Source organism: Pseudomonas sp. B21-019, assembly GCF_024749225.1.
Classification (GTDB): domain Bacteria; phylum Pseudomonadota; class Gammaproteobacteria; order Pseudomonadales; family Pseudomonadaceae; genus Aquipseudomonas.
On sequence record NZ_CP087193.1, the window covers coordinates 5667246 to 5682303 of the forward strand.

At 54.6% G+C, this 15058-nt stretch carries 28 protein-coding genes; all 28 read right to left on the reverse strand.

Going from position 1 to position 15058, the window contains the following annotated elements:
• Window positions 1-35 precede the first annotated feature (35 nt).
• The 28 genes from LOY36_RS25450 to rplC all read right to left on the reverse strand — a co-directional run bounded on the left by LOY36_RS25450 (window position 36) and on the right by rplC (window position 15028).
• Window positions 36-1475, reverse strand: a complete 1440-nt coding sequence (locus tag LOY36_RS25450) for a catalase (protein WP_258671297.1) — start codon at window positions 1473-1475, stop codon at window positions 36-38.
• 242 nt (window positions 1476-1717) lie between these two features.
• Window positions 1718-2104, reverse strand: coding sequence for a 50S ribosomal protein L17 (rplQ, locus tag LOY36_RS25455; RefSeq protein ID WP_007924175.1), 387 nt, complete (start codon window positions 2102-2104; stop codon window positions 1718-1720).
• Between the two features lie 42 nt (window positions 2105-2146).
• A complete protein-coding gene (locus tag LOY36_RS25460) occupies window positions 2147-3148 on the reverse strand; it encodes a DNA-directed RNA polymerase subunit alpha (RefSeq protein ID WP_003186012.1) in 1002 nt (333 codons plus the stop codon).
• Window positions 3149-3170: 22 nt separating this feature from the next.
• Entirely contained in the window at window positions 3171-3791 is a 621-nt protein-coding gene (rpsD, locus tag LOY36_RS25465) for a 30S ribosomal protein S4 (RefSeq protein WP_003176404.1), read from the reverse strand.
• 18 nt (window positions 3792-3809) lie between these two features.
• Window positions 3810-4199 (reverse strand): 30S ribosomal protein S11, encoded by a 390-nt coding sequence (rpsK, locus tag LOY36_RS25470; protein WP_002555466.1) that lies wholly within the window; start codon window positions 4197-4199, stop codon window positions 3810-3812.
• 30 nt (window positions 4200-4229) lie between these two features.
• The gene (gene rpsM / locus LOY36_RS25475) at window positions 4230-4586 is read right to left on the reverse strand and encodes a 30S ribosomal protein S13 (protein ID WP_003186020.1); all 357 of its coding nucleotides are present in this window, start codon (window positions 4584-4586) and stop codon (window positions 4230-4232) included.
• Window positions 4587-4716: 130 nt separating this feature from the next.
• Window positions 4717-4833, reverse strand: a complete 117-nt coding sequence (gene rpmJ, locus LOY36_RS25480; RefSeq protein ID WP_002555468.1) for a 50S ribosomal protein L36 — start codon at window positions 4831-4833, stop codon at window positions 4717-4719.
• Between the two features lie 27 nt (window positions 4834-4860).
• Complete coding sequence (gene secY, locus LOY36_RS25485) at window positions 4861-6189, reverse strand: preprotein translocase subunit SecY (RefSeq protein ID WP_003228718.1); 1329 nt, start codon at window positions 6187-6189, stop codon at window positions 4861-4863.
• A complete protein-coding gene (rplO, locus tag LOY36_RS25490) occupies window positions 6190-6627 on the reverse strand; it encodes a 50S ribosomal protein L15 (RefSeq protein WP_003228720.1) in 438 nt (145 codons plus the stop codon).
• A 3-nt stretch (window positions 6628-6630) separates the two neighbouring features.
• A complete protein-coding gene (rpmD, locus tag LOY36_RS25495) occupies window positions 6631-6807 on the reverse strand; it encodes a 50S ribosomal protein L30 (protein ID WP_003176408.1) in 177 nt (58 codons plus the stop codon).
• A 2-nt stretch (window positions 6808-6809) separates the two neighbouring features.
• Window positions 6810-7310, reverse strand: a complete 501-nt coding sequence (rpsE, locus tag LOY36_RS25500) for a 30S ribosomal protein S5 (protein ID WP_003186035.1) — start codon at window positions 7308-7310, stop codon at window positions 6810-6812.
• A gap of 3 nt (window positions 7311-7313) precedes the next feature.
• Complete coding sequence (gene rplR, locus LOY36_RS25505) at window positions 7314-7664, reverse strand: 50S ribosomal protein L18 (protein WP_003186037.1); 351 nt, start codon at window positions 7662-7664, stop codon at window positions 7314-7316.
• Between the two features lie 10 nt (window positions 7665-7674).
• On the reverse strand, window positions 7675-8208 hold the full coding sequence (gene rplF, locus LOY36_RS25510) for a 50S ribosomal protein L6 (RefSeq protein WP_003176412.1): 534 nt from the start codon (window positions 8206-8208) through the stop codon (window positions 7675-7677).
• Window positions 8209-8220: 12 nt separating this feature from the next.
• Window positions 8221-8613 carry a 30S ribosomal protein S8 gene (gene rpsH / locus LOY36_RS25515; protein WP_003186040.1) on the reverse strand — a complete coding sequence of 131 codons (393 nt, stop codon included), beginning with the start codon at window positions 8611-8613 and terminating at the stop codon, window positions 8221-8223.
• A gap of 210 nt (window positions 8614-8823) precedes the next feature.
• Window positions 8824-9129, reverse strand: coding sequence for a 30S ribosomal protein S14 (rpsN, locus tag LOY36_RS25520; RefSeq protein ID WP_003176414.1), 306 nt, complete (start codon window positions 9127-9129; stop codon window positions 8824-8826).
• A 13-nt stretch (window positions 9130-9142) separates the two neighbouring features.
• Window positions 9143-9682, reverse strand: coding sequence for a 50S ribosomal protein L5 (gene rplE / locus LOY36_RS25525; protein WP_003210069.1), 540 nt, complete (start codon window positions 9680-9682; stop codon window positions 9143-9145).
• A 20-nt stretch (window positions 9683-9702) separates the two neighbouring features.
• The gene (gene rplX / locus LOY36_RS25530) at window positions 9703-10017 is read right to left on the reverse strand and encodes a 50S ribosomal protein L24 (RefSeq protein WP_007896770.1); all 315 of its coding nucleotides are present in this window, start codon (window positions 10015-10017) and stop codon (window positions 9703-9705) included.
• Between the two features lie 11 nt (window positions 10018-10028).
• A complete protein-coding gene (rplN, locus tag LOY36_RS25535; RefSeq protein WP_002555479.1) occupies window positions 10029-10397 on the reverse strand; it encodes a 50S ribosomal protein L14 in 369 nt (122 codons plus the stop codon).
• 23 nt (window positions 10398-10420) lie between these two features.
• A complete protein-coding gene (gene rpsQ / locus LOY36_RS25540) occupies window positions 10421-10687 on the reverse strand; it encodes a 30S ribosomal protein S17 (RefSeq protein WP_003176419.1) in 267 nt (88 codons plus the stop codon).
• 2 nt (window positions 10688-10689) lie between these two features.
• Window positions 10690-10881: a 50S ribosomal protein L29 gene (gene rpmC / locus LOY36_RS25545; protein ID WP_002555481.1), complete on the reverse strand. Its 192-nt coding sequence runs from the start codon at window positions 10879-10881 to the stop codon at window positions 10690-10692.
• Window positions 10881-11294, reverse strand: coding sequence for a 50S ribosomal protein L16 (rplP, locus tag LOY36_RS25550; protein WP_003228729.1), 414 nt, complete (start codon window positions 11292-11294; stop codon window positions 10881-10883). The genes rpmC and rplP overlap by 1 nt, the downstream gene beginning before the upstream one ends.
• 12 nt (window positions 11295-11306) lie before the next feature.
• Complete coding sequence (gene rpsC / locus LOY36_RS25555) at window positions 11307-11993, reverse strand: 30S ribosomal protein S3 (protein ID WP_003176422.1); 687 nt, start codon at window positions 11991-11993, stop codon at window positions 11307-11309.
• Window positions 11994-12006: 13 nt separating this feature from the next.
• Complete coding sequence (gene rplV / locus LOY36_RS25560) at window positions 12007-12339, reverse strand: 50S ribosomal protein L22 (RefSeq protein WP_003103908.1); 333 nt, start codon at window positions 12337-12339, stop codon at window positions 12007-12009.
• 11 nt (window positions 12340-12350) lie between these two features.
• Window positions 12351-12626 (reverse strand): 30S ribosomal protein S19, encoded by a 276-nt coding sequence (rpsS, locus tag LOY36_RS25565; RefSeq protein WP_002555486.1) that lies wholly within the window; start codon window positions 12624-12626, stop codon window positions 12351-12353.
• A gap of 16 nt (window positions 12627-12642) precedes the next feature.
• Window positions 12643-13467 carry a 50S ribosomal protein L2 gene (rplB, locus tag LOY36_RS25570; protein WP_003210080.1) on the reverse strand — a complete coding sequence of 275 codons (825 nt, stop codon included), beginning with the start codon at window positions 13465-13467 and terminating at the stop codon, window positions 12643-12645.
• Window positions 13468-13481: 14 nt separating this feature from the next.
• On the reverse strand, window positions 13482-13781 hold the full coding sequence (gene rplW, locus LOY36_RS25575) for a 50S ribosomal protein L23 (RefSeq protein WP_002555488.1): 300 nt from the start codon (window positions 13779-13781) through the stop codon (window positions 13482-13484).
• Window positions 13778-14380: a 50S ribosomal protein L4 gene (rplD, locus tag LOY36_RS25580; RefSeq protein ID WP_003228735.1), complete on the reverse strand. Its 603-nt coding sequence runs from the start codon at window positions 14378-14380 to the stop codon at window positions 13778-13780. Before rplD ends, rplW begins: the two co-directional genes overlap by 4 nt.
• 12 nt (window positions 14381-14392) lie before the next feature.
• The gene (gene rplC / locus LOY36_RS25585; RefSeq protein ID WP_003186059.1) at window positions 14393-15028 is read right to left on the reverse strand and encodes a 50S ribosomal protein L3; all 636 of its coding nucleotides are present in this window, start codon (window positions 15026-15028) and stop codon (window positions 14393-14395) included.
• Window positions 15029-15058 lie beyond the last annotated feature (30 nt).

Sequence of the window (15058 nt, forward strand, 5' to 3'; positions counted from 1 at the left end):
AGGGCGGTTCTGCTTATCGTTTAGACTTCGTTAAGCTATTTGCCTAACAGTGCTGCGATTGCGGCTCCGTACGCCGGGTCAGCCTGGTAGAAATGCGTCAATGCCAGATCGATGACGTCACCAGAGACACCGTCCATCGAACCGGCGATGTTGCTGACCAACAGCGCTTGCTGTGCAGGGGTCATCAGCCGGAACAAATCTCCGGCATAGCTGTAATAATCCCGGTCTACACGATGATCATAACGATCAGCAGCGCCATTCAGTGGCAATGGCGGCTCGTCGTAGCCTGGATCCTGCTTCGGTGCATTCGGATAGCTGTTTGGCTCGTAGTTGGGCGCGCCAGTGCCGTAATTGCCATACGCCATGGCACCATCACGCTGATAGGTATTCACCGGGTTGCGCGGTGCGTTCACCGGCAGTTGCTGGTGGTTGGTCCCCACGCGGTACCGATGCGCATCAGCGTAAGCGAAGATCCGACCTTGCAACATGCGATCCGGCGAGAAGCCGACGCCAGGCACGATATTGCTCGGAGCGAGGGCAGCTTGTTCCACCTCAGCGTGGTAATTGACAGGATTGCGGTTCAACTCCAGCACACCGACATCAATCAATGGAAAGTCGTTTTGAGACCAGGTCTTGGTCACATCAAAGGGATTATCAGGATGGTTAGCGGCCTGAGCCTCAGTCATGACCTGCATGCGTACGTGCCATTTCGGAAAATCTCCTCGCTCGATGGCATTGAACAGGTCGCGCTGGGCGTAATCCGGATCAGTACCCGCAAGTTGCGCCGCGACTGCTGGATCGAGGTTTTTGATGCCTTGTTGGGTCTTGTAGTGCCATTTAACCCAGTGACGAACGCCTTGGGCGTTGATCAGGCTGAAGGTGTGGCTGCCGAATCCGTGCATGTGCCGGTAGCCATCGGGAATACCCCGATCGGACATCAGGATAGTGATCTGGTGCAGCGCCTCCGGCGACTGCGACCAGAAGTCCCAAACATTCTGCGAACTTTTCAAATTGGTGTGCGGGTCACGCTTTTGCGTGTGAATGAAGTCGGGAAACTTCAGCGGATCGCGAATGAAGAACACCGGCGTATTGTTGCCAACGACGTCCCAGTTACCTTCTTCGGTATAGAACCGCAGAGCGAAACCACGCGGATCTCGTGCGGTGTCAGCCGAACCGCGCTCACCACCCACGGTGGAAAAACGCAGGAAGGTCGGAGTCTGCTTGCCTACCGTCGAAAACAGGGCTGCCCTGGTGTACTGAGTGATGTCATGGGTGACGGTGAACGTGCCGTAGGCACCGGAGCCCTTGGCGTGTACACGACGCTCCGGGATGTTTTCACGGTTAAAGTGCGCCAGCTTTTCTATCAGGTGAAAATCCTGGAGCAGCAACGGGCCTCGAGGGCCGGCGGAAAGGGAGTTCTGATTATCCGCGACAGGTGCGCCGCTGGCGGTGGTCAACGTCTTGTTTTGGCTCATTTTGATCTTCTTCCTCTATCAATTTTGATATGCCGGCTAATCGGCTTGAGGGGAAGTATTAATCTTCTATATGAACGCTACCAATGCATTAATCTGTAGGCCTCAATAGGAAATAACTAACAATAATTTCCCCCTGTCTATAATGCAGACCTAGACAGCATAGAAGCTTGTATGCATGGCGCATTTTTTATAGGCACAAAAAACCGGGCACTAGGCCCGGTTCTTTGTTTCAGACTGACGTCTTACTCAGCGGATACAGCTTCACCGCCGACAGCACGATCAACCAACTCGACGTACGCCATAGGCGCGTTGTCGCCAGCGCGGAAACCGCACTTGAGGATGCGCAGGTAGCCACCCTCACGGGTAGCGTAACGCTTGCCCAGGTCGTTGAAGAGCTTACCAACGATAGCTTTCGAACGAGTACGGTCGAAAGCCAGACGGCGGTTAGCCAGGCTGTCTGTCTTGGCCAAAGTGATCAGCGGCTCAGCAACGCGGCGCAGTTCTTTGGCTTTTGGCAGTGTAGTTTTGATCAGCTCGTGCTCGAACAGCGACACCGCCATGTTTTGAAACATGGCCTTGCGGTGCGAGCTGGTGCGGCTCAGGTGACGACCACTTTTACGATGACGCATGGTTCATTCCTTACCAAACACAACGTTCGGTGATTACGACGATCAGGCAGTCGCCTTGTCGTCCTTCTTAAGACTTGCAGGCGGCCAGTTGTCGAGGCGCATGCCGAGGGACAGACCGCGGGAGGCCAGAACGTCCTTGATTTCAGTCAAGGATTTCTTGCCAAGGTTCGGAGTCTTCAACAGCTCTACTTCGGTACGCTGAATCAGGTCGCCGATGTAGTAGATGTTTTCCGCCTTAAGGCAGTTAGCCGAACGTACAGTCAGTTCCAGATCGTCAACCGGGCGAAGCAGGATCGGATCGATCTCGTCTTCCTGCTCGACAACCACTGGCTCACTGTCACCTTTGAGATCGACGAACGCAGCCAACTGCTGTTGCAGGATGGTTGCAGCACGGCGGATAGCCTCTTCAGGATCCAGGGTACCGTTGGTTTCCAGATCAATAACCAGCTTGTCCAGGTTAGTACGCTGTTCGACACGGGCGTTTTCCACCACGTATGCGATACGGCGAACCGGGCTGAACGAAGAGTCAAGCTGCAAGCGACCGATGCTGCGGCTTTCGTCTTCATCGCTCTGACGCGAGTCTGCCGGTTCATAACCACGACCACGAGCTACAGTGAGCTTCATGTTCAGGGCGCCGTTAGACGCCAGGTTAGCGATTACGTGATCGGGGTTAACGATCTCGACATCATGATCCAGCTGAATATCGGCAGCGGTAACCACCCCCGAACCCTTCTTCGACAAGGTCAGCGTAACTTCGTCTCGACCGTGCAGCTTGATAGCCAGACCTTTAAGGTTCAACAGGATTTCAATTACGTCTTCCTGTACACCTTCGATGGCGCTGTACTCGTGGAGCACACCGTCAATCTCGGCCTCGACTACTGCACAGCCGGGCATTGAGGACAACAGGATGCGGCGCAGCGCGTTGCCCAGGGTGTGGCCGAAACCACGCTCGAGAGGCTCGAGAGTGATCTTGGCGCGGGTTGGACTGACAACCTGCACATCAATATGGCGGGGTGTCAGGAACTCATTTACCGAAATCTGCATGGATGCACCTATTTTCTAGCCCTTACTTGGAGTAGAGCTCGACAATCAGGCTTTCGTTGATGTCGGCGGACAGATCACTGCGAGCAGGAACGTTCTTGAAAACGCCCGACTTCTTCTCAGTGTCTACTTCTACCCATTCTACGCGGCCACGTTGGGCACACAGATCGAGAGCTTGGACAATGCGAAGTTGGTTCTTTGCTTTCTCGCGAACTGCGACCACGTCACCAGCACGAACCTGGTAGGACGGAACGTTTACGGTCTGACCGTTAACGCTGATCGACTTGTGCGATACCAGCTGACGGGATTCGGCACGAGTAGAGCCAAAACCCATACGGTATACAACGTTGTCCAGACGGCATTCGAGCAGTTGCAACAGGTTTTCGCCAGTTGCGCCTTTCTTGCCAGCAGCTTCTTTGTAGTAGCCGCTGAATTGACGCTCGAGAACGCCGTAGATACGACGGACCTTCTGCTTTTCACGCAGTTGGGTGCCGTAATCGGACTGGCGACCGCGGCGTTGGCCGTGGATACCAGGTGCTGCTTCGATGTTGCACTTCGATTCGATCGCGCGCACGCCGCTCTTCAGAAAGAGATCGGTGCCTTCGCGACGAGCGAGTTTGCATTTTGGACCAATGTAACGAGCCATTCTTTACAATCTCCTGGATTACACGCGGCGCTTCTTCGGCGGACGGCACCCGTTGTGCGGGATTGGCGTCACGTCGGTGATGCTGGCGATCTTGTAGCCACAGCCGTTCAAAGCGCGGACTGCGGATTCACGACCTGGACCTGGACCTTTGACGTTAACGTCGAGGTTTTTCAGGCCGTATTCCAGCGCAGCTTGACCAGCACGTTCAGCAGCTACTTGAGCAGCGAACGGGGTGGACTTGCGGGAACCGCGGAAACCCGAACCACCGGAGGTAGCCCAGGAAAGAGCGTTACCTTGACGGTCGGTAATGGTCACGATGGTGTTGTTAAAAGAAGCATGGATGTGGGCGATGCCATCAACCACTGTCTTTTTAACTTTTTTACGAGGACGAGCAGCAGGTTTTGCCATGATTAATTTCCTGTCGATTCGCTGGGGCGATTACTTGCGGATCGGCTTACGCGGACCTTTACGGGTACGCGCGTTGGTCTTGGTACGCTGACCGCGTACTGGCAGACCACGACGATGACGCAGACCGCGATAGCAACCGAGGTCCATCAAACGCTTGATTTTCATGTTGATTTCGCGACGCAGGTCACCTTCAGTGGTGAACTTCGCCACTTCGCCACGCAGCTGTTCAATCTGCTCGTCGCTCAGATCTTTGATCTTTGCCGCTGGGTTTACCCCAGTCACTGCACAAATTTTCTGTGCAGTAGTGCGACCAACACCATAGATGTAGGTCAGCGAGATAACAGTATGCTTGTTATCTGGAATGTTAACGCCTGCAATACGGGCCATTCAGTGGGACTCCAATTGACAGCTACCTACGCCCCGGAAGCCAAGAAATAGGGCGCGAGATAATATCGCTGTAATAACAAATAATCAACCCGGCAGCGCACTAGCTGCCGGGCTTGAAGCACAATCACACTCAGCCTTGGCGCTGTTTGTGACGCGGTTCCGCGCTGCAAATTACTCGAACAACACCTTCGCGGCGAATAATCTTGCAGTTACGGCACAGCTTTTTCACCGATGCACGAACTTTCATCACCAACTCCTCGAACCTTATGGGTACTCAGCGCAACATGCCGCTGCCGTAACCCTTCAGGTTGGCTTTCTTCATCAGGGATTCGTACTGGTGCGAAACGAGGTGCGATTGTACTTGGGACATGAAGTCCATCACAACCACGACCACGATCAGCAACGAGGTCCCGCCAAGGTAGAACGGTACGTTTGCTGCAACCACCAGGAACTGGGGCAACAGGCAGACGGCCGTCATGTAAAGAGCACCGAACATGGTCAAGCGAGTCAGAACGCCATCAATGTAGCGCGCAGACTGCTCACCTGGACGGATGCCCGGAATAAAGGCACCGGACTTCTTCAGGTTTTCCGCTACGTCTTTCGGATTGAACATCAACGCCGTATAGAAGAAGCAGAAGAAAATAATCCCTGCACTAAACAGCAGAATATTCAACGGCTGACCAGGAGCGATCGACTGCGAGATGTCCTGCAACCAGCCCATACCTTCAGACTGACCGAACCAGGCACCCAACGAAGCCGGGAACAGCAAAATGCTGCTCGCGAAAATAGCCGGAATAACACCGGCCATGTTCACCTTCAGCGGCAAGTGGCTGGTCTGCGCAGCGAAGACCTTACGGCCCTGCTGACGCTTGGCGTAGTGAACAGCAATACGACGCTGGCCACGCTCAATGAACACCACGAAACCGATAATCGCTACTGCCAGCAAACCGATGGCAACCAGGGCGAAGATATTGATATCACCCTGACGTGCAGACTCGAAAGACTGCCCGATCGCTCTCGGAAGACCGGCGACGATACCCGAAAAAATCAACATCGAGATACCGTTGCCAACACCACGCTCAGTAATCTGCTCACCCAGCCACATCATGAACATCGCACCAGCCACAAAAGTGGATACCGCGACGAAATGGAAGCCAAAGTCACCAGTGAACGCAACGCCCTGCCCCGCCAGACCAATGGACATGCCAATAGCCTGGACGAGAGCGAGGACGACAGTGCCGTAGCGGGTGTACTGGCTGATCTTGCGACGGCCAGCTTCACCTTCCTTCTTCAACTGTTCCAGCTGCGGGCTGACGGCGGTCATCAGTTGCATGATGATCGATGCCGAAATGTACGGCATGATCCCCAACGCAAAGATGCTCATCCGTTCCAGCGCGCCGCCGGAAAACATGTTGAACAAGCTAAGAATGGTCCCCTCATTCTGTCGAAACAGGTCCGCGAGTCGGTCCGGGTTGATACCTGGAACCGGGATGTGTGCGCCTATTCGGTAGACGATAATCGCCAGGAACAGAAAACGCAGACGAGCCCAGAGTTCAGACATACCGCCTTTGCCGAGCGCAGAGAGAGCACCTTGCTTAGCCATTTATTCCTCGAACTTGCCGCCAGCTGCTTCGATAGCCGCACGCGCACCTTTGGTGGCGCCGATTCCCTTTCCGATGGTGACAGCGCGAGTAACTTCGCCGGACAGCATGATTTTCACACGCTGAACGTTGACGTTGATCACGTTGGCATCTTTCAGGGACTGCACGGTGACGATGTCGCCTTCCACTTTAGCCAGCTCGGACAGACGCACTTCTGCGCGGTCCATGGCTTTCAGGGAAACGAAACCAAACTTCGGCAGGCGACGATGCAGCGGCTGTTGACCGCCTTCAAAGCCTGGAGCAATGGTGCCACCGGAACGGGAGGTTTGACCTTTGTGACCACGGCCACCAGTCTTACCCAAACCGCTACCGATACCACGGCCCGGACGATGCTTTTCGCGACGGGAACCCGGCGCTGGACTCAGATCATTGAGTTTCATCGATTAACCCTCGACACGCAGCATGTAGTAAGCCTTGTTGATCATCCCGCGATTCTCGGGAGTATCCTGGACTTCTACAGTGTGACCGATGCGACGCAGACCCAGACCCTTAACGCACAGTTTGTGGTTAGGGATGCGGCCGGTCATGCTTTTGATCAGCGTAACTTTAACGGTAGCCATGATCAGAAGATCTCCTTGACGCTTTTGCCACGCTTGGCGGCAATGGATTCAGGAGACTGCATTGCTTTCAAACCCTTGAAAGTGGCGTGAACCACGTTTACCGGGTTAGTCGAGCCGTAGCACTTGGCCAGAACGTTCTGAACGCCAGCAACTTCGAGGACAGCACGCATAGCGCCGCCAGCGATGATACCGGTACCTTCAGAAGCAGGCTGCATGTACACCTTCGAAGCGCCGTGGGCGGACTTCATTGCGTACTGCAGAGTGGTGCCGTTCAGATCAACCTGGATCATGTTGCGGCGAGCAGCTTCCATTGCCTTCTGGATCGCAGCAGGCACTTCACGCGACTTGCCACGGCCGAAGCCAACGCGCCCTTTACCATCACCAACCACGGTCAACGCGGTGAAAGTGAAGATACGGCCGCCTTTAACGGTTTTGGCTACGCGGTTAACTTGAACCAGCTTCTCGATGTAGCCTTCGTCGCGCTTTTGGTCGTTATTTGACATAACTTAGAACTCCAGCCCAGCTTCACGAGCAGCATCAGCCAGCGCCTTGACGCGGCCGTGGTACTTGAAGCCAGAGCGGTCGAAAGCCACCTGCGAGACGCCAGCGGCTTTAGCACGCGTAGCGACCAGCTGGCCAACCTTAGTGGCCGCGTCGATGTTGCCGGTGGCACCATCACGCAGTTCTTTATCCAAAGTCGAGGCACTTGCCAGGACTTTGTTGCCGTCGGCCGAAATGACCTGGGCGTAGATGTGCTGCGACGAGCGGAACACGCAGAGACGCACGACTTCGAGTTCGTGCATTTTCAGGCGTGCTTTGCGAGCGCGACGCAGTCGAGTAACTTTTTTGTCGGTCATTTGCTATGCCCTACTTCTTCTTGGCTTCTTTACGACGGACGACTTCGTCCGCGTAGCGCACACCTTTGCCTTTGTACGGCTCTGGTGGACGGAAGTCGCGGATCTCGGCGGCCACTTGACCTACCAGCTGCTTGTCGATGCCCTTGATCAGGATATCGGTCTGGCTAGGAGTCTCAGCGGTGATGCCTTCCGGCAGTTCATAATCCACTGGGTGCGAGAAGCCAAGAGCCAGGTTCAGCACTGTGCCTTTTGCTTGCGCTTTGTAACCAACACCGACCAGCTGGAGCTTACGCTCGAAGCCTTGGCTTACGCCTTGGACCATGTTGTTTACCAACGCACGAGTGGTACCAGCCATTGCGCGAGTTTGTTGATCGCCATTGCGAGCAGCGAAACGCAGCTCACCAGCTTCTTCAACGATCTCAACGGACGAATGGATGTTCAGTTCGAGAGTGCCCTTGGCACCCTTCACCGAAAGCTGTTGGCCTGCGAATTTGACTTCGACACCGGCTGGCAGCTTAACGGGGTTCTTAGCGACGCGTGACATGCTTATCCCCCCTTAGAACACAGTGCAAAGAACTTCGCCGCCGACACCGGCAGCGCGCGCAGCACGATCCGTCATCACACCTTTGTTGGTGGAGACGATAGACACACCGAGACCGCCACGAACTTTTGGCAGATCATCGACGGACTTGTACTGACGCAGGCCTGGACGGCTAACGCGCTTCACTTCCTCGATGACCGGACGGCCTTCGAAGTACTTCAGCTCGATGGACAGCAGTGGCTTGATTTCGCTGCTGATCTGATAACCCGCAATGTAACCTTCGTCCTTCAGGACTTTGGCAACAGCTACCTTCAAAGTAGAAGATGGCATGCTTACGACGGACTTTTCAGCCATCTGGGCATTACGGATTCGAGTTAGCATGTCCGCTAACGGGTCCTGCATACTCATGGGCTAGACGCTCCTAATACACAAAAAATTAGCCTTGCGGCTACTACGTGTCGCCGAGTACATCCGCGCAAAAAAAGCACGGGCTCAGGCGAGCCGGGTATTCTAGACACACCCCACAAATGAATCAAGCCCCAATAGGGGCTTGATTCAAGTTCAAGGTCACCGATGGTCAGGATCTTGCGACCCCGAACACCGAGACTTTGACAGTGCTTACCAGCTGGCTTTAACCAGACCAGGTACGTCACCACGCATTGCAGCTTCACGCAGCTTGTTACGGCCAAGGCCGAACTTGCGGTAAACGCCGTGTGGACGACCGGTCAGGCGGCAGCGGTTACGCATGCGCGAAGCACTTGCGTCACGTGGCTGCTTCTGCAGAGCTACTGTAGCTTCCCAACGCGCTTCTGGACTTGCGTTCAGATCAACGATGATAGCTTTCAGTGCTGCACGCTTTTTGGCGTACTTGGCAACCGTGAGCTGACGCTTCAGCTCGCGGTTTTTCATGCTCATCTTGGCCATTTTCCTACTCCAATCAGTTGCGGAACGGGAATTTGAAAGCACGCAACAGGGCGCGACCTTCATCATCGTTCTTGGCAGTGGTGGTCAGGGTAATGTCCAGACCGCGGAGAGCATCGATCTTGTCGTAGTCGATTTCCGGGAAGATGATCTGCTCTTTAACGCCCATGCTGTAGTTACCACGACCATCGAAGGACTTGGCATTCAGGCCGCGGAAGTCGCGAACCCGAGGCAGGGAGATCGACAGCAGACGATCCAGGAACTCGTACATACGCTCACGGCGCAGGGTCACTTTGACGCCGATCGGCCAACCTTCACGGACTTTAAAGCCAGCGATGGATTTCCGAGCGTAGGTCACAACGACTTTCTGGCCGGTGATCTTTTCCAGGTCAGCAACAGCGTGCTCGATGACTTTTTTGTCGCCGATCGCTTCGCCCAGACCCATGTTCAGGGTGATTTTGGTAACGCGCGGAACTTCCATCACGTTCGAAAGCTTAAGTTCTTCCTTAAGTTTCGGTGCGATTTCCTTCCGGTAAATCTCTTTTAGTCGTGCCATGGTCTTCTACCTAGCAGTGTTCAAGCATCAACCGCTTTTTGGGTCGACTTGAAGACACGAATTTTCTTACCGTCTTCTACTTTGAAACCAACGCGGTCAGCCTTGTTGGTTTCGCCGTTGAAGATGGCGACGTTGGAAGCGTGCAATGGCGCTTCTTTCTCGACGATACCGCCCTGTACGCCCGACATCGGGTTAGGCTTGGTATGACGCTTGACCAGGTTCAGACCACCAACGACCAGACGGTCATCAGCGAGAACCTTCAGCACCTTACCGCGCTTACCTTTGTCTTTGCCGGCGATCACGATGATCTCGTCGTCACGACGAATCTTTTGCATGTCGGATCTCCTTACAGCACTTCTGGGGCGAGCGAGACGATCTTCATGAACTTCTCAGTACGAAGTTCACGGGTCACTGGCCCAAAGATACGGGTGCCGATCGGCTCTTGCTTGTTGTTCAGAAGAACAGCAGCGTTGCCATCAAAGCGGATAATGGAGCCATCTGCACGGCGAACGCCGTGACGAGTGCGGACTACAACAGCAGTCATCACTTGGCCTTTTTTCACCTTACCGCGAGGAATTGCTTCCTTCACGGTAACTTTGATGATGTCACCGATACCAGCGTAACGACGATGGGAGCCACCCAGCACCTTGATGCACATAACGCGGCGAGCGCCGCTGTTATCGGCCACATCGAGCATGGATTGAGTCTGAATCATATAATTTCTCCGACCCCTAGTCCTTAGACTTCCACAGCGCGTTCGAGAACATCAACCAGCGCCCAAGACTTGGTCTTGGCCAAAGGACGAGTTTCACGAATAGTGACTTTGTCGCCGATGTGGCACTGATTGGTTTCGTCGTGCGCGTGCAGCTTAGTCGAACGCTTAACGTATTTACCGTAGATCGGGTGCTTAACGCGACGCTCGATCAGAACGGTGATGGTTTTGTCCATCTTGTCGCTGACAACACGGCCAGTCAGCGTACGGACAGTTTTTTCGGCTTCAGCCATGATTACTTACCTGCCTGCTGGTTGAGCACAGTCTTCACGCGAGCGATGTCACGCTTAACTTGCGAGAGCAGATGAGACTGCCCCAACTGGCCAGTTGCTTTCTGCATACGCAGATTGAACTGGTCGCGCAGCAGGCCGAGCAGTTGCTCGTTCAGCTGCTGTGCGGATTTTTCACGAAGTTCATTCGCTTTCATCACATCACCGTCCGTTTAACAAAGGAGGTGGCGAGCGGCAGCTTTGCAGCAGCCAGGGCGAAAGCCTCACGCGCCAGCTCTTCAGAAACACCCTCGATTTCATACAGGACTTTGCCTGGCTGAATCTGGGCAACCCAGTATTCCACGTTACCCTTACCTTTACCCATCCGAACTTCGAGTGGCTTTTTGGAAATAGGCTTGTCCGGGAATACACGGATCCAGATCTTGCCGCCACGTTTAACGTGACGGGTCAGAGCACGACGCGCTGACTCGATCTGACGAGCGGTGAGACGACCACGAGCAACAGACTTCAGCGCGAACTCGCCGAAGCTGACTTTGCTACCGCGCAATGCCAGGCCACGGTTGTGACCAGTCATTTGCTTGCGGAACTTCGTACGCTTTGGTTGCAACATTTGGCGTACCCCTTACTTAGCAGCTTTTTTACGAGGCGCTGGTGCTTGTGGTTTCAGTTCTTCTTGGCGACCACCAATTACTTCGCCTTTGAAGATCCAAACCTTTACACCGATCACACCATAAGTGGTGTGAGCTTCGTAGTTGGCATAGTCGATGTCGGCACGCAGGGTGTGCAGAGGCACACGACCTTCGCGATACCATTCAGTACGTGCGATTTCAGCACCGCCGAGACGACCGCTCACTTGGATTTTGATGCCTTTGGCACCAATGCGCATGGCGTTCTGAACAGCGCGCTTCATAGCGCGACGGAACATTACGCGACGCTCCAGCTGCTGAGCTACGCTCTGCGCAACCAGCATACCGTCGAGCTCCGGCTTGCGGATCTCTTCGATATTGATGTGCACAGGCACACCCATTTGCTTGGTCAGGTCCTGACGCAGTTTCTCAACATCTTCACCTTTCTTCCCGATAACGATACCTGGACGAGCGGTGTGGATGGTGATACGTGCAGTTTGGGCCGGACGATGGATATCGATACGGCTTACGGACGCGCTTTTTAGTTTGTCTTGGAGATACTCACGCACCTTCAGATCAGCGAACAAGTAGTCCGCATAAGTCCGACCGTCTGCGTACCAGACGGAGGTGTGCTCCTTGACGATTCCCAGGCGAATGCCAATGGGATGTACTTTCTGACCCATCTCTTCGACTCCGTTACTTGTCAGCAACCTTGACAGTGATATGGCAAGACCGCTTGACGATGCGATCAGCACGGCCTTTGGCACGTGGCATGATGCGCTTCAGCGAACGCCCTTCGTTAACGAAAACGGTGCTGACTTTCAGGTCATCAACGTCTGCGCCTTCGTTATGCTCGGCGTTGGCTACGGCCGACTCCAGCACTTTCTTCATGATCTCGGCGGCTTTCTTACTGCTGAAAGCCAACAGGTTGAGCGCTTCGCCCACCTTCTTCCCGCGGATCTGGTCGGCGACCAAGCGGGCTTTCTGGGCGGAGATTCGAGCGCCCGACAACTTAGCGGCTACTTCCATTTCCTAACCCCTTAACGCTTGGCTTTCTTGTCTGCCACGTGCCCACGATATGTGCGGGTACCGGCGAACTCGCCCAGTTTGTGGCCGACCATGTCTTCGTTAACGAGAACTGGGACGTGTTGACGACCGTTGTGTACTGCGATGGTCAGACCGACCATTTGTGGCAGGATCATCGAGCGACGCGACCAGGTTTTAACTGGTTTGCGATCGTTCTTTTCCGCCGCCACTTCGATCTTCTTCAGTAGGTGAAGATCGATAAAAGGACCTTTTTTCAGAGAACGTGGCACTGTCGTATCCCTCTATTTACTTGCGACGACGGACGATCATTTTGTCGGTACGCTTATTACCACGAGTCTTCGCGCCCTTAGTCGGGAAGCCCCATGGCGATACCGGATGACGACCACCAGAGGTACGACCTTCACCACCACCATGTGGGTGGTCAACCGGGTTCATGGCAACACCACGAACGGTTGGGCGAACGCCACGCCAGCGTTTGGCACCAGCTTTACCCAGCGAACGCAGGCTGTGCTCGGAGTTCGAGACTTCGCCCAGGGTCGCGCGGCACTCAGCCAGCACTTTACGCATCTCACCAGAACGCAGACGCAGGGTCACGTAGACACCTTCACGAGCGATCAGCTGAGCCGAAGCACCAGCGGAACGAGCGATTTGCGCGCCTTTACCTGGCTTCAATTCGATGCCGTGTACGGTGCTACCAACTGGAATGTTACGCAGTTGCAGAGCGTTGCCCGGCTTGATCGGTGCCAGAGCACCTGCGATCAGCTGGTCGCCAGCACTCACGCCTTTAGGCGCAATGATGTAGCGACGCTCGCCATCTGCGTACAGCAGCAGAGCGATGTGAGCAGTACGGTTTGGATCGTATTCGATACGCTCAACAGTGGCAGCGATGCCATCTTTGTCGTTGCGACGGAAATCGACCAGACGATAATGCTGCTTATGGCCACCACCGATGTGACGAGTGGTAATACGACCATTGTTGTTACGACCACCAGTCTTCGATTTTTTCTCGAGCAGCGGTGCGTGAGGAGCGCCTTTATGCAGCTCCTGGTTGACCACCTTGACCACAAAACGGCGGCCAGGGGAAGTCGGTTTGCATTTAACGATTGCCATGATGCACCCCTTCCTTACTCAGCACTGCTGCTGAAATCGAGATCTTGGCCTGGCTGAAGGGAGATAACTGCCTTCTTCCAGTCATTACGCTTGCCCAGACCGCGAGCAGTGCGCTTGCTCTTACCCAGAACATTCAGGGTAGTAACACGCTCTACTTTCACGCTGAACAGGCTTTCGACGGCCTTCTTGATTTCCAGCTTGGTTGCGTCAGTGGCAACCTTGAAAACGAACTGGCCTTTCTTGTCTGCCAGAACCGTAGCCTTCTCGGAAACGTGCGGGCCAAGCAGAACTTTAAATACGCGTTCCTGGTTCATCCCAGCAGCTCCTCGAATTTCTTCACGGCCGACACGGTGATCAACACCTTGTCGTATGCGATCAGACTAACTGGATCGGAACCTTGCACATCACGTACATCAACGTGCGGCAGGTTACGAGCAGCCAGGTACAGGTTCTGATCAACAGCGTCCGACACGATCAGAACGTCGGTCAGGCTCATGTTGTTCAGTTTGCCCAGCAGGTCTTTGGTTTTCGGCGTTTCAACAGCGAAATCCTGAACCACGACCAGACGATCAGTACGCACCAGCTCAGCAAGGATGGAACGCATTGCTGCGCGATACATCTTCTTGTTCAGCTTCTGGGAGTGATCCTGAGGACGAGCTGCGAAAGTGGTACCGCCGCCACGCCAGATTGGGCTACGGATAGTACCGGCACGAGCACGGCCAGTACCTTTCTGACGCCATGGGCGCTTACCGCCACCACGAACGTCGGAACGGGTCTTTTGCTGCTTGCTACCTTGACGGCCGCCGGCCATGTAGGCCACGACTGCTTGGTGAACCAGCGTCTCGTTGAATTCGCCGCCAAATGTCAGTTCGGAAACTTCGATCGCTTGAGCGTCATTTACATTTAATTGCATGTCAGCTTCCCCTTAACCGCGAGCCTTGGCTGCTGGACGTACAACCAAGTTGCCGCCAGTAGCGCCAGGAACAGCGCCCTTGACCAACAACAGATTGCGTTCAGCGTCCACGCGCACTACTTCGAGGGACTGCACGGTCACGCGCTCAGCGCCCATATGACCGGACATTTTTTTGCCCTTGAATACACGACCAGGAGTCTGGCACTGGCCGATAGAGCCTGGAACGCGGTGGGATACGGAGTTACCGTGGGTGTTATCTTGCCCGCGGAAATTCCAACGCTTGATCGTACCCTGGAAGCCTTTACCCTTGGACTGACCGGTTACATCAACCAGTTGACCAGCAGCGAAGATTTCAGCGTTGATCAGATCGCCGGCCTGGTACTCGCCTTCTTCAAGGCGGAATTCCATTACGGTACGACCAGCGGCAACGTTCGCCTTAGCGAAGTGGCCAGCTTGCGCAGCTGTAACACGCGAAGCACGACGCTCGCCTACAGTGACTTGCACTGCACGATAGCCATCGGTCTCTTCAGTTTTGAACTGGGTGACGCGATTCGGCTCGATCTCAATGACCGTGACCGGAATGGAGACACCTTCTTCGGTGAAAATACGGGTCATACCGCATTTACGACCGACTACACCAATAGTCATGTTGTAAACCTCATGAGTGTACGGGGCTTT